This window comes from Chitinophaga niastensis (assembly GCF_003014755.1).
GTDB classification, from domain to species: Bacteria; Bacteroidota; Bacteroidia; order Chitinophagales; family Chitinophagaceae; genus Chitinophaga; species Chitinophaga niastensis.
This window is the reverse complement of record NZ_PYAW01000002.1, coordinates 359195-372394: the sequence shown is the minus strand read 5'-3', so window position 1 is coordinate 372394 and position 13200 is coordinate 359195. Positions and strand designations below refer to the sequence as shown.

The 13200-nt window shown below is 42.4% G+C and carries 15 protein-coding genes and 1 other RNA gene; 8 read left to right on the top strand and 8 right to left on the bottom strand.

Annotation, left to right across the window (positions count from 1 at the left end):
- Nucleotides 1–95: 95 nt before the first annotated feature.
- Nucleotides 96–731 carry a deoxynucleoside kinase gene (locus CLV51_RS10120; RefSeq protein ID WP_079470695.1) on the bottom strand — a complete coding sequence of 212 codons (636 nt, stop codon included), beginning with the start codon at nt 729–731 and terminating at the stop codon, nt 96–98.
- A gap of 48 nt (nt 732–779) precedes the next feature.
- Nucleotides 780–1784 carry a tryptophan--tRNA ligase gene (gene trpS, locus CLV51_RS10115; protein WP_106527921.1) on the bottom strand — a complete coding sequence of 335 codons (1005 nt, stop codon included), beginning with the start codon at nt 1782–1784 and terminating at the stop codon, nt 780–782.
- 195 nt (nt 1785–1979) lie between these two features.
- Here trpS and gatC point away from each other — a divergent pair, with 195 nt between their 5' ends.
- From gatC to CLV51_RS10085, 6 genes are all read left to right on the top strand, one after another.
- Nucleotides 1980–2270, top strand: coding sequence for an Asp-tRNA(Asn)/Glu-tRNA(Gln) amidotransferase subunit GatC (gene gatC / locus CLV51_RS10110; RefSeq protein ID WP_106527920.1), 291 nt, complete (start codon nt 1980–1982; stop codon nt 2268–2270).
- A gap of 5 nt (nt 2271–2275) precedes the next feature.
- Nucleotides 2276–2983 (top strand): ABC transporter ATP-binding protein, encoded by a 708-nt coding sequence (locus tag CLV51_RS10105; protein ID WP_106527919.1) that lies wholly within the window; start codon nt 2276–2278, stop codon nt 2981–2983.
- 64 nt (nt 2984–3047) lie between these two features.
- Entirely contained in the window at nt 3048–3608 is a 561-nt protein-coding gene (locus CLV51_RS10100; protein WP_106527918.1) for a cob(I)yrinic acid a,c-diamide adenosyltransferase, read from the top strand.
- Between the two features lie 21 nt (nt 3609–3629).
- On the top strand, nt 3630–4220 hold the full coding sequence (locus CLV51_RS10095; protein WP_106527917.1) for a riboflavin synthase: 591 nt from the start codon (nt 3630–3632) through the stop codon (nt 4218–4220).
- A gap of 69 nt (nt 4221–4289) precedes the next feature.
- Nucleotides 4290–5285 carry an NAD(P)H-dependent flavin oxidoreductase gene (locus CLV51_RS10090; RefSeq protein WP_106527916.1) on the top strand — a complete coding sequence of 332 codons (996 nt, stop codon included), beginning with the start codon at nt 4290–4292 and terminating at the stop codon, nt 5283–5285.
- Between the two features lie 39 nt (nt 5286–5324).
- Nucleotides 5325–6011 (top strand): hypothetical protein, encoded by a 687-nt coding sequence (locus tag CLV51_RS10085; protein WP_106527915.1) that lies wholly within the window; start codon nt 5325–5327, stop codon nt 6009–6011.
- On the opposite strand, the gene CLV51_RS10080 is transcribed toward CLV51_RS10085, so the two are convergent.
- From CLV51_RS10080 to CLV51_RS10060, 5 genes are all read right to left on the bottom strand, one after another.
- On the bottom strand, nt 6012–7364 hold the full coding sequence (locus tag CLV51_RS10080; RefSeq protein WP_106527914.1) for a DUF58 domain-containing protein: 1353 nt from the start codon (nt 7362–7364) through the stop codon (nt 6012–6014).
- Nucleotides 7365–7477: 113 nt separating this feature from the next.
- The gene (locus CLV51_RS10075) at nt 7478–8458 is read right to left on the bottom strand and encodes an AAA family ATPase (protein ID WP_106527913.1); all 981 of its coding nucleotides are present in this window, start codon (nt 8456–8458) and stop codon (nt 7478–7480) included.
- A gap of 3 nt (nt 8459–8461) precedes the next feature.
- Nucleotides 8462–9688, bottom strand: a complete 1227-nt coding sequence (locus CLV51_RS10070) for a DUF4350 domain-containing protein (RefSeq protein WP_146151264.1) — start codon at nt 9686–9688, stop codon at nt 8462–8464.
- Nucleotides 9685–10476, bottom strand: a complete 792-nt coding sequence (locus CLV51_RS10065) for a hypothetical protein (RefSeq protein ID WP_106527911.1) — start codon at nt 10474–10476, stop codon at nt 9685–9687. Before CLV51_RS10065 ends, CLV51_RS10070 begins: the two co-directional genes overlap by 4 nt.
- 2 nt (nt 10477–10478) lie before the next feature.
- Nucleotides 10479–11474, bottom strand: coding sequence for a stage II sporulation protein M (locus CLV51_RS10060; RefSeq protein WP_106527910.1), 996 nt, complete (start codon nt 11472–11474; stop codon nt 10479–10481).
- A 123-nt stretch (nt 11475–11597) separates the two neighbouring features.
- Here CLV51_RS10060 and CLV51_RS10055 point away from each other — a divergent pair, with 123 nt between their 5' ends.
- Entirely contained in the window at nt 11598–12341 is a 744-nt protein-coding gene (locus CLV51_RS10055) for an RDD family protein (protein ID WP_106527909.1), read from the top strand.
- A gap of 37 nt (nt 12342–12378) precedes the next feature.
- Here CLV51_RS10055 and CLV51_RS10050 read toward each other — a convergent pair whose 3' ends face one another.
- Nucleotides 12379–12819, bottom strand: coding sequence for an RDD family protein (locus CLV51_RS10050; protein ID WP_106527908.1), 441 nt, complete (start codon nt 12817–12819; stop codon nt 12379–12381).
- Nucleotides 12820–13071: 252 nt separating this feature from the next.
- On the opposite strand from CLV51_RS10050, the gene ffs reads away from it, so the two are divergent.
- Nucleotides 13072–13171, top strand: an RNA gene (gene ffs / locus CLV51_RS10045) — signal recognition particle sRNA small type.
- The last annotated feature ends 29 nt before the right edge of the window (nt 13172–13200 follow it).

The window sequence follows — 13200 nt, the reverse complement described above, 5'->3', positions numbered from 1 at the left end:
AATAACAAATGTAGGAAGTGGAGATCGGGGAAATGTTAATGAAACATAAACGAAATAAAAAAAGCCTTCAGCGTTTGCTGAAGGCTTTGTATCTGCTAAAAAAGACCGTATAGCTGCGAATCAATCCTGGAGATAATCTCACCCAGGTCTTCGTCGCTTTCAGGAAATTTATTTTTATCGATATCAATAATGAGCAACGGACCTTCTTTATATTTCTCGATCCAGTTGTTATAATATTCGTTCAGGCGTTTGAGGTAGTCCAGGCGGATATTTTCTTCATATTCTCTTCCTCTCTTCTGAATTTGCGCTACCAGTGTAGGAACGGATGCCTGCAAATAGATCAGCAGGTCCGGAGGTTTCACCATGCTTTTCAGCGTTTCAAAAAAATTGAAATAATTATCAAAGTCCCGTTTGGTCATCAACCCCATTTCATACAGGTTGGGAGCGAAGATGTGTGCATCTTCGTAGATGGTACGATCCTGAATCACCGTTTCTTTGCCGTTCTGTACTTCCAGCAGCTGCTTTAACCGGCCGTTGAGGAAATATACCTGCAGGTTAAAAGACCAGCGGGGCATATCTTCATAAAAATCGTTCAGATATGGGTTATGTTCTACATCTTCATACTGCGGGTGCCATTTGTAGTGCCTGCAAAGCATTTCCGTGAGTGTAGTTTTGCCTGCGCCGATATTACCGGCGATGGCTATATGTTTGATCTTATTCTGTTTTGCCATGCGATGATAGGTGGTTAATACTGAAAATAGCTACAGTTGATGACTTTTTCAATAATAATTTATCCCGATTAGTTTTTTCGCCTGTTGCAAAGTTTGTGCCGCATTTGCCCTGGCCTTCTCTGCACCGGCTTTCATTATTTTCTTTAAATATTCGGTGTCCTGCTGCAACGCTTTCGCCCTTTCACGAATAGGGGCAACGAAGTTCACCATGTCTTCGCCCAGCTGTTTTTTCAGATCACCGTAGCGGATAGACTGATTATGATAAGCCGCTTCATAGAATGGTACTACATCCGGAGCAGACACCAGTTTCATCAGGTCCAGCAGATTTTGTACTGATTCCGGTATAGGTGCGCCGGGTTCACCTGCGCCTGTATCCGTTTTAGCCTTCTTTATTTTACTGAGGATCTTGTCATCTTCATCGGCCAGGTATATAGTAGCCATCTCATTTTCACTTTTACTCATCTTTCCTTTACCATCCAGGCTGGGAATGCGTACCAGGTTATCACCATAGTTAAAGGCTTCCGGTTCCGGGAACAAATCGCCATAACGGTGGTTAAAACGCTGTGCAAAGTTGCGGGCCATCTCCAGATGTTGCCCCTGATCTTTACCCACAGGCACTTTTGCTGCACGCTGGATCAATATATCCACGCTCATCAACACCGGGTAGGTGAGCAATCCTGCATTCACGTTTTCCGGCTGTAAACGTACTTTATCCTTGAAGGTGGGCACTTTTTCCAACTCACCCACATAGGCCAGCATATTCATCAGCAGATATAATTCTGCTATCTCAGGCACATCGCTTTGTACGTACAGCGACACCTTTTCCGGGTCCAGCCCTGACGCAATATTCTCCGCCAGCACACTCATTACATTGCCCGGCAGATCCTTAGGATCCGGGTGAGTGGTCAATGAATGCCAGTCTGCCACAAAAAAGTAGCAGTTAAAATCTTCCTGCATCCGGATATAATTACGGATGGCGCCAAAATAGTTGCCTAAGTGCAAATTCCCGGTGGGGCGGATTCCGCTTACCACAATTTCTTTTTGAATAGCCATAACAGGGCGCAATTTAAAGAATAGCTGTTAGCTTTTAGCCTTTAGCCTTTAGTGTTTTTGTAAGAAATTTCTAACATAATGCCTAAAAGCTGATCGCTAAAGGCTAAAAGCTGAATTTCTGGCCGTTTATCCCTAATTTTGATTTACTATCATATTTACCATTTATATTTCATTATCTTTTGATTTAATTTGATTATGGAAGTGAACGACGCCATGGTGCAACAGTTAGCGGATCTGGCAAGACTGGAGTTTAACGAGCAGGAAAAAGTTGAAATACGCGGAGATCTTCAACGGATGATCACCTTTGTAGAGAAACTGAATGAACTGGATACTACGCATGTGAAGCCGCTGCTACACCTGACAGTTGACTATAATGTTTTCCGGGAAGATAAGGTGATCCCTTCCATCAGCCGGGAAGAAGCCCTGCAGAATGCACCTGCAGCAACAAAGGAATATTTCAAAGTGCCGAAAATTATAAAGAAATAACCCACATGCAAAAGTCTGTTATCCACCTGGAAGAAATCAGGAAAAGTTATTTTCTCGGAAAAAATGAACTGCCAGTACTCAAAGGGGTAACGCTGGACATTTTTAAGAACGAATATGTGGCCCTCATGGGGCCTTCCGGCTCCGGAAAATCTACGCTGATGAATATCCTGGGATGCCTGGATACGCCCACCGATGGCAGGTATATCCTGAGCGGACACGATGTGAGTAAAATGGATGACAATTCCCTGGCCACCGTGCGCGGAAAGGAGATCGGGTTTGTATTCCAGCAGTTTAACCTGATGCCGCGCCTGACAGCCCTGGAAAATGTAGCTATCCCACTGATTTATGCCGGCGTCAGTAAAAAAGAAAGAGAAGAAAGGGCTCACGCCATGTTGGAAAGAGTGAGATTGAGCGATCGCGCTAAACATAAACCCAACGAGCTTTCCGGCGGACAGTGCCAGCGCGTGGCCATTGCCCGTGCCCTGGTCAATAATCCCTCCCTGATACTGGCGGATGAACCCACCGGTAACCTGGACTCGAAAACATCTATAGAAATTATGGAAATATTCGGGAGTATCCATGATTCCGGTAACACCGTAGTATTGGTTACACACGAAGAAGATATTGCCGATCATGCCAGACGGGTGATACGTTTGCGCGATGGTGTCATTGAATCTGACCTTGTCAACGCAAAAGTAACCTCCTATAGTTAGTGAGTAAGGGCCTCCCCTCTCTCCCTGCAAATTCGTAATTTGCAACAGAACAACCCGCTAACAAATGTCTTTTAAAATATATACCAAAACAGGCGACAAAGGGAAAACATCCCTGATCGGAGGCACCAAAGTTCCCAAAAGCGATATCCGTATTGATGCCTATGGCACTGTAGATGAGCTGAACTCCTACATTGGCCTCGTCAATGATCATATCGCCGATCCAGATACAAAAAATCTGCTTAAAGAAATACAGGACCGCCTCTTCACCATTGGCGCCGCACTGGCCTGTGATCCGGATAAAGAAACGAAACTGAAGATCCCGGATCTCCACGAAGCAGATATTACGCTGCTGGAAAAGAGTATGGATCAGATGGATGAAGATCTTCCCGTGATGAAGTCATTTATATTGCCCGGAGGCCACGTAGCTGTATCTACCTGCCACATTGCCCGTTGTATATGCCGCCGTACGGAACGTCTTTGTGTAGGCATGCAGGAGCAACATATGTTCATTGAGCCACTGGTACTGAAATATATTAACCGGCTCAGTGATTATTTATTTGTACTGGCCCGCTGGGTAGGGCACAAATTAGGTGTAGATGAAATTCCCTGGAAGCCGAGGGTATAGAAATTTTCTTAAATTAGCCGTATGTTCACAGGAATCATAGAAACACTAGCAGAAGTAGTATCTACCAGGAAGGAAGGCGGAAACCTGGTAATAACGATACAAACAGCCCTTGCAGGCGAATTAAAAATAGACCAGAGTGTAGCACACAACGGGGTATGTCTGACTGTTACCAATATACAGGGCAATACCTATGAAACCGTTGCGGTAGCGGAAACCCTGCAAAAAACCAACCTCGGTCAACTCTCCCCCACACAATACGTAAACCTGGAAAGAGCCATGGTATTCAACGGGCGCATCGACGGCCACCTCGTACAGGGCCATATAGATAGCGTAGGAGAATGTATTTCCTGCCAGGAACAAAGTGGCAGCTGGTTATACCGTTTTCGTTACCCGAAGGAATTTGCAGCCCTTATTGTGGAAAAAGGAAGCATCTGCATGAATGGTATCAGTCTCACGGTTTTTGATGTTACCGCTAATGAGTTTTCGGTAGCTATCATTCCTTACACTTACGAGCATACCAATGTATCAAAAATAAAACCCGGCTACCTGGTCAACCTGGAATTTGATATTCTTGGTAAATATGTAGCCAGGCAGTTAGCTGTTAGAAATTAACCGTTAGCTTTTAGCTTTATCAATTTTTATCTCCTCTGATTTATTTAATTCCTAAAAGCTAAAAGCCTCATGCTAAAAGCTGATCTACAGATACGCTATCCCATCATTATGGCACCCATGTTCCTCGTGAGCAATGAAGCTATGGTGAAAGCTGGTATGGACAATGAAATAGCAGGTACTTTTCCTACGCTGAATTACAGGAAGGAAGGAGAGCTAAAAACTGTACTGGCCAATCTGAATGCACATAAAGCACAGCTCAACGGCAAACAGGGTAACTACGGTGTAAATCTTATCGTACAAAAAACAAATCCACTGTACGTAAAACAATTGCAGGAATGTGTGGAAGCACAAGTACCTTTTTATATCACGTCCCTCGGCAATCCGCGGGAAGTGATCCAGGCAGCACATAGCTACGGCGCCAAAGTATTGTGCGATGTAACCAACATAGCACACGCTGCTAAAGCTGCTAAAGAAGGCTGCGATGGCTTCATTGCTGTTACCACCGGCGCCGGCGGACATGCAGGTCCTTATCCCATGCACATCCTGGTACCTGCCCTGCAAAAAGAATTTCCCGGTAAATCAATTGTAGCCGCAGGAGGCATTGCCACCGGTCAGCAAATAGCCAGCGCAATGGTACTGGGCGCCCGCGGTGTTTCTATTGGCACACGTTTTATTGCCAGCAAAGAAGCGGCTGTGAGTAATGAATATAAACAGGCGATTGTGGATTACGGCATGGAAGACATCGTACTCACGGAAAGATTATCCGGTACTCCCAGCAATATCATCAATACACCTGTTGCCCAAAAAATGGGATATCGACAAAACTGGATAGAAAAAATGTTGAGCAACAATGCCCGTACCCGCAAATATTTTAAAATGCTGGTACAGCTGCGTGGCATGAAAAAGCTGGAGCAAGCCATCAAACCTGGCTCCTATCAACAATTGTGGGGGGCCGGTCAAAGTGTGGAAATGGTACACGACATCAGCAGCATCGATGATATTGTACAACGCCTGATACGCGAATTACAGGCAGAAATCCAGTCAGTAGCTGCCTGGAAAATTTAACCCGGAACGATTTTTTCTGCTGTCATAAAAAACAATAGCTTGAAATTACACCTTGTCATCTTCGCTTTATTCACCTCCCTGATGGCAAATGCCCAGCAGGCAAAAGTAGTAAGGATAATCACCAGCTATGATACTACTGCAGTGGCAGAATTGTATAACCGCGTGGCTATTGGTTTACAGCTCATCTATAGTGACAGCAGCACCGCACAAACAACAGGCCTCTTACACGGCGATTACCGCTGGAATAAAATAAATATCAGCACCAGCAACGGCAGTATACAAAATGGTGTTTTACATTTCAACAGGCAACAGCTGGAAAAAGAACATCATCGTATTACCTTCACCGTTACACTCCCGGATAATACACCTATACAAACGTCACTAACCCTGCCGCATGTGATTGGCATAAGATTCAATCACTATGCAGATAGCATTAAACGCGATATCCGGTATTACTTAAATGTAGAAGGAAAATTCAGTAGTGGTAAGATATTTCCGCTGGACACATCAGTGCTCCGGTTTGGTACTTCTACCGGAAAAATTATAGGGCAGGACCTATTACTGGATAAAGCAGATACATCAAAGACAGTAACGGTAGAAGCCTGGTATAAACACAATCCCAATATGTACCTCCGCTCTGTAATACCTGTGAAACAAGCCCCGGATGATGATTCCAAAATTATCAATGACACCAGGGATCTGTATAAAAAGAGAGGTAAACATTAATTATATCAGCATCCGCGCTTTCAACTCCAAGTACTTATTCACCACATTCAGCGTTAAATGCTCAGGTGGACTTAACAACGACATAATGCCATATTTCGCCAGCTCTTTTACGATCAGCTTTTTATCGTACGCAAATTTTTGTGCAATGGTTTGTTTGTAAATACCTTCTATATCGTAAGCCGGTTGTTCTGTTACTTTCTTCAATTCCGTATTCTCAAAAAATACTACCAGTACCAAATGATAACGCGCCAGGCGACGCAAAAAAGGTAGCTGCCGCTGCAAACTGGACATCGACTCAAAATTGGTAAACAACATCAGTAAAGAACGTGTGGATAAGCTGCTGCGCAACTGCACACTCAACGCTTCGTAATCACTTTCCTGCCACTGCGTTTCCTGCGAATACAATGTTTCCAGTATTTTATTTAGCTGCACTTTTTTATTACTGGCAGCCAGTACGTCAATCTTTTTTTCTGTAAAAGTAACTAACCCTGCTTTATCTCCTTTATTCACCGCTACATTGCTGAATACCAACGAAGCATTAATGGCGTAATCCAGCAATGACAGGCCATTGAAGGGCATCTTCATAGTGCGGCCCTTATCAATTACACAGTATACCTGCTGCGATTTTTCTTCTACATAGTTATTTACCATCAGGTTACCTGTACGGGCAGTAGCTTTCCAGTTGAGCATACGCACATCATCTCCTTTTGTATATGGCTTGATATGATCAAACTCCATACTATGCCCAATTACACGGCGTTTGTGCACGCCTATTTCATTTAACCGGTTCATGTAGGAATACAATGCATAATGCCGCAGCTGATGAAAGCTGGGATACACGCTCACCGTTTGTTCATTGTCGAAAACAAAACGGCGGCTCACCATACCCAATGCACTTTTTATAAATACATTGCTGTAGCCAAACTGATACACACCTCTTTCAACAGGTCGTAAATTATAATGAAATCGTTGCTGCTCACCTGTGCCCACCTTACCTTTCAAAGAAAAATCACGTTCCTGGAACTGAAAAGGTAACTCATCAATAATAGATACAAATACAGGAAAAGGATACTGGTTATGCAATGTCAGTACTACTTCATTTTGATCACCATTACTGAAACGCACGCTGGCTTTACGTTCCAATGATATAATACTTGATGGACGCAGCAATACCAATACCATATCCAGTAATAACAACGCTATCATTACTATAAAAGAAATGATAGCGATGTTGTACATGCGCGGGAAGAAAAAGGCAATTATAAATAACAGCACATTCACGCTCAACAACAGGTACAACCTGTTTGTGAAAAAAAGTAATTGGTATAAATTGTTCTTTACAGTTGCAGACATTTATTCTAGCTTTTAGCTCTTAGCAGTTAGCTCTTAGCTACTAAAAATTCAGATATCTTTTTGGAACAAACTTGCTAAAAGCTAATAGCTAAAGGCTAATAGCTTATAACAGCTTATCTCGGTACTTCCACCATCTTGATGATCTGTGCAATCACATCATCTGTTCTGATACCTTCCATTTCTTTTTCAGGAGTCAGCATAATACGATGACGCAATACATGCGGCACCATTTCCACTACGTCATCAGGAATCACAAAATCCCGGTTGCGCATAGCCGCAATAGCTTTGGAGCAATTCATAACGGCAATGGATGCACGCGGAGAAGCGCCCAGGTAAAGCGATGCGTTCATACGTGTTTCATTAATAATAGCCGCTATATAATGCAGCAATTTCTCATCAATACGTACCTCGCGTACCAGGTTCTGAAATTCAATGATCTGCGTGGCAGTAACTACCCGGCTTACCATTTTAGTAAGATCTGTTTCACCATTAAACTGATGAATGCTTTGCAGCAAGGTTACTTCTTCCTTGAGATCCGGATATTTAACTTCTATCTTAAAAAGAAAACGATCCAGCTGCGCTTCCGGCAAACGGTAAGTTCCTTCCTGCTCAATAGGGTTCTGGGTAGCAATTACCATAAAAGGGCGATCCAGTTTATAGGTAACACCATCATTGGTAATCTGCCTTTCTTCCATCACCTCAAACAAAGCCGACTGTGTTTTTGCAGGGGCACGGTTTATTTCATCAATCAGTACGAGGTTGCTGAAAATTGGTCCTTTTTTATATTCAAACTCTCTCGTTTGCGGATTAAAAACAGAAGTACCCAATACATCTGCCGGCATCAGATCCGGCGTGAACTGAATACGGCTAAAGTCAGCATCCACGCATTGCGCCAGCAGTTTGGCGGTAAGCGTTTTAGCTACACCCGGCACCCCTTCTATCAGCACATGGCCCTGGGTAAGTACCCCCGCTATCAGCAGGTCTACCATCTGATGCTGTCCTACAATTACTTTTCCTATTTGCGCCCTGATAGCCTCTACACCTTCATGCAAGGCAGAAAAATCAGTTCTGGGTTGAAATGCATTGCTGTCCATTACTTATTTCGTATTTAGATAAAATAGTTGAATGCGTTTGTAAAATTCTTTGAGATAATCATCACTTATATTTCCTTCCAGCTGTATATGATGCATCATCTGTAAGAGCTCGCGTATATCTGTTTCAGATACGGCAGACTTCTTAGACAATTTTGCGATAAACTCTTCATTCAGCAGGTTGGTATTGATGTAATAACGGGTACGTATATACTCCAGCAGATGCGTAATCATTTTATGCGCCAGGTTGAAGTTATTATGTTGTTGATAATACAACTGTCCTATTGCATCTACAAATTCGAGTGAGGTATTGGTGAGTGCTGGTTTATCAGGAATAATTCTCTGCCTGCGCTTACTTTCAAAAATAACATACAGCAGTACTAATGCCGCCGCCAGCCAGAGTGCCCAACGCATTGCCGGATAACGCATTAATACCTGCCACTCGCTGAAGTCGCCCGACTGTGGGCCATCCTGGCTGTTGTAAAAATCGTCCCAGTATACATTGTTGGCATCATACTGCAGATATGACAGCTGTGTTTCCAGTGCCGCCACATTATTTTTATGCAGTACAAAATAGTTGGTGAAAGTGTAAGGATTTAATAAAATATAAAAGTAGCCACTGTTATGTGAAACACGGATAAAATTCGGCTTGTTCTTGTAATTGGCACCCAGTACAGTGGTGTTGGCACTATCAATATGGGAAAAATAGCTGCCGCTGATCATGCCGTCATAATTGAAGCTGGTATCTATCGGTACTGTTTTATCTACATATTGTTGTACATATCCCACTTTCTGTTTCTGCAAATTTGTACCATCAACAGTGGTGAAGTTCAACTGCTTTGCCAGCGCAGGATCGGGCGTATTCACCGCAATAAATAATTCATTCCCGGGCGATACATAATCCAGCATCGCCTCAATATCTTTTTCGGTGGTAAACAATTCATCTGCTACCAGTATGTAAGCATTGCCGGTATACTTCAGTTCCTTTTCCCTTTCATAGGTGCGGGCAAAAGGTTTGGTAACCACCTGTAGTGAATTCTTGTAAAATAGCCGGGGCAGCAGTTTAAACGCCGCATATACGCCGCCTGCCTTTTTATCTTTATTGGAAAAAGTAGACTTGCTCATTTCGGTGGACTGATCTCCCATATTACGGGAGAGATTACCACCAGCGATCAATAATATGACCAGCAACAGTACTACAGCTGAGACGATATAAATTATTCTGGTCTTCACGAAGCTTTTCCTAATGTGTTATTAAAATCTCTGAACTGCTGATTAATATCCCTGAAGTTTTCCTCGCTCACTTCAAATCCACCATACCAGATATATTCATAGTCCAATGTCAGTGTTGCAAATTTTTTATAGTAAGGAGACTCCCGCATACTACGGAGATAATCGTTATTCGTTTTTTCTCTGCCCGCTATAATCAGCTGCCGGCTGGCCAGTTGAAACAGTGTATACAAATACCACCAGCGGATCGCCTGCCGGATGTCGCCAGATTTAATAGCTGCATTGATCTTTCCTTCATATTCTTCCGCACTGTGTAGTTCTTCTTCCTGTATTTCTTCCAAACCACCTATGAGCTGTGGTTTACGAAAAATGCTCATCCCGTTGTTCTTCATAAAAATATAGAGCATAAACCCTAAACCAAGCAGGAGTAAAGCCATCAGCACATAGCGAATGGTAAAGATAAATTGGATCAATCCAAGGATAAAACGTGCTGCCCAGGTGTTATCAACTGGTTTTTTCTCTTCTTTATCACGGTATTGCAGTCTTTTATCTTCCTGCAACTCTTTCACCATAGCACCAGGTATTTTTCTCATTTCATACACAGTGATATCCTGCTCTTCACCATGCTGCGCAGTGCTATTACCCTGCACTGCGGCGGAAGACGTACTATCCACTGCTATCGTATCAATGGCAGTATCCACCTGCTCCTGTGCAATACCTGTTAAAGGCAAACAGAGTAATAGTAGCAACCACCCTTTTATCAGATACATTTTCAGTTCAAAAAATTTCATGGTTACTGCTTTGAAACGGTAAACGGCGTTAATACCTTTCCTTCCGCACTCAAACGATATCCTTTGCGATACAGATAGATGGGATAAAAAATAAAATAGCCCAGTATAAAGCTCAGCGAAACGAGGAGAATAAAAAGACTTAACCACAATGGCATGCCCGTATGCCTGGTAACAAAGCTTTCCAGGAAAGCAGCTACAATAAATATAGGCATTAACGTTATCATGATTTTGATGCCGTCTTTTGCGCCTTTACGCAATGAATCCACGCGCTTACGCGTGCCGGGGAATAGTATACTGTTACCCAGAATAATGCCTGCACAGGCAGCAATTACGATGCTGGATATTTCCAGTGTACCATGTATCCATATCACCAGTATAGATTTCCAGCCAAGACCATGTGTAAAGAAAAGATATTGAAATACACCCAACATTACACCATTGCGGATCAACAGATAAAGCGAACCTATACCCAGGAAAATACCGCCTACATAACAATAGAAAGAAACCTTGATATTATTATAAGCGATCATTACAAACATCAGGAGCGGGTTGCCTTCTTTATACACGCCAAAAGGATCATTGTTGGCAATGTTACGCTCCGTCATATTTACATACTCATCTCCCAGTACCCCGCGCACAAAAGTTTCATCGTGCGCCGAGGAAAAAGCACCAATAATACAGAAGAGCAGGAAGAAACACAGCGTAAACAGCAACAACCGGTGATACCTCCTGAACAACAAGGGTAGCTCATATTTGAAAAACAACTGAAAGCGACCTACATCATCCTTGCGGTTCTGATAAATACGTTGATAGATGCCGGCAGCAAGGCCATTTATATAATGGGTTACTTTACTAAAACTGTAAAAGGTTTTGGCATAAGACAGATCATCTAATACAGATACAAATCTTTCTGCCATCTCATCAGGGTCATCTGTTTGTTCCTCCTGGTATTGTTTCCAGCGGGACAAATTTTTCTTGATAAACAGCGATTCTCTCATAGCGAGTTCTTTCCCTTTTAAAATACAGATAATTACCTACAGTAACGGGGTTACTTATGGGGAAAATATCGGCAAACATACTAAATCGATAAACAATATATAAACTAATATGTAAATTTGAGTATGGCAGAGATAAAAATACCAACTTCCTTTAACATAGACCTTGAGTTTGAATCAGCAGATATAATGAAACGGTTCATTGCCTGGCTGATTGATTTAGCTGTGCGTTTATGTTATTTCCTGATGGGATACCTGGTATTAACTTCTTTCCGGATGGAGTATACAGACAATCTGATCATTTATATGTTTCTTATCGTGTTACCGATCCTGTTTTATTTTCCTATTGCAGAAATAGCAATGGGTGGGCAAACACCCGGAAAAAAAGTAATGCATGTGAAAGTAGTAAGTATGGTGGGTAATCGTCCAAGCATCAGTCAACACTTGATAAGATGGATATTCCGGATGGTAGAATCTCCGCTGCTGTTTTACATATTCTTTATACCGGTGATCATCCCGATAGTAGCCATTATGCGCACATCTTACAGTCAGCGGTTGGGTGATCTGATTGCCGGTACGATTGTGATCAGTACCAAAAGGAAAGGCAGTATAGAAGAAACCATATTCAGAGACATGTCTAACATTGGCTACCAGCCGCAATTTCCACAGATTATGAAATTATCTGACAGGGATATGAACAAGGTAAAGGACCTGCTGGATCGCGCATTAAAGGCCAGGGATGAAGAACTGGCGGCCAGGGTGGCGTTCCGGGTGAAAGAAGTATTACAGATACAAACAGATATGCCACATACCAGTTTCCTCGAAACAGTGCTCAATGATTATAATTATTATACGACAAAAGATAATTAAAAAAAGAGGCGTCCTTTAACCGGGACGCCTCTTTAAATTATTTCTTATCCTTAATAACTTCAGTATTTGTCCATTTATCATGCCACGGAGCATCCCCCAAACCAGAGAAGGCCTCAAACGGTACTATCCGTGAAAACGAGCGGCCTAAAACGGTTAAGGGACTCAGTGGTTGCCCGTCATACCTTACCACACGGGTTTTAGTGATCATTTTACCAATAGTACGGCCATTTGCAAAGGCTTCCATAATAAAACAATAGCCAACATACAGCAAAACAAAGATCAGCTGATATTCGTATTCTGCTAATACAATCTGCTGTAAACCAAGCATGAATGCAATAGCCATTAATACAGCCATTGCAATAACATAATCAATAATAAAATTTCCGAACCGCTGTGATTTAGTGGCTGGTTCCTGAACGGTTCCATCCTGCAAATCTCCCAGCAAGTCATCAGGGGTAGTTTGTTTAAATGATTCCATAAGTGAAAGTGTGTATAGGTTTAATAATTAACTTCATCAGATGGTTTTGCCGATTGTATTCACATCATCATATAGGTGGGTTAGATCACCGGCGGGGCCACTGTATATACAAATATATATTTTTCCGTTGTATATACATAGTTCCTACATTCCTAACATAAAAAGTGTGCGTGTAAATACGTTCTGAAATCTTTTTTGAAATTTTTCTCTCATAATATTTGGAGATTCAACACATTATATTACCTTTGCAACCGGCAAGTCTTATACGACCAGCTCCTACTGAACTCCCCCAGGACAGGAATGTAGCAAGGGTAAGTGGTTGTAGCGGTGCGATATAAGTAACTTGCCTTTTTTTTCTTTTTTCCAAAGGTCATTAGTTGC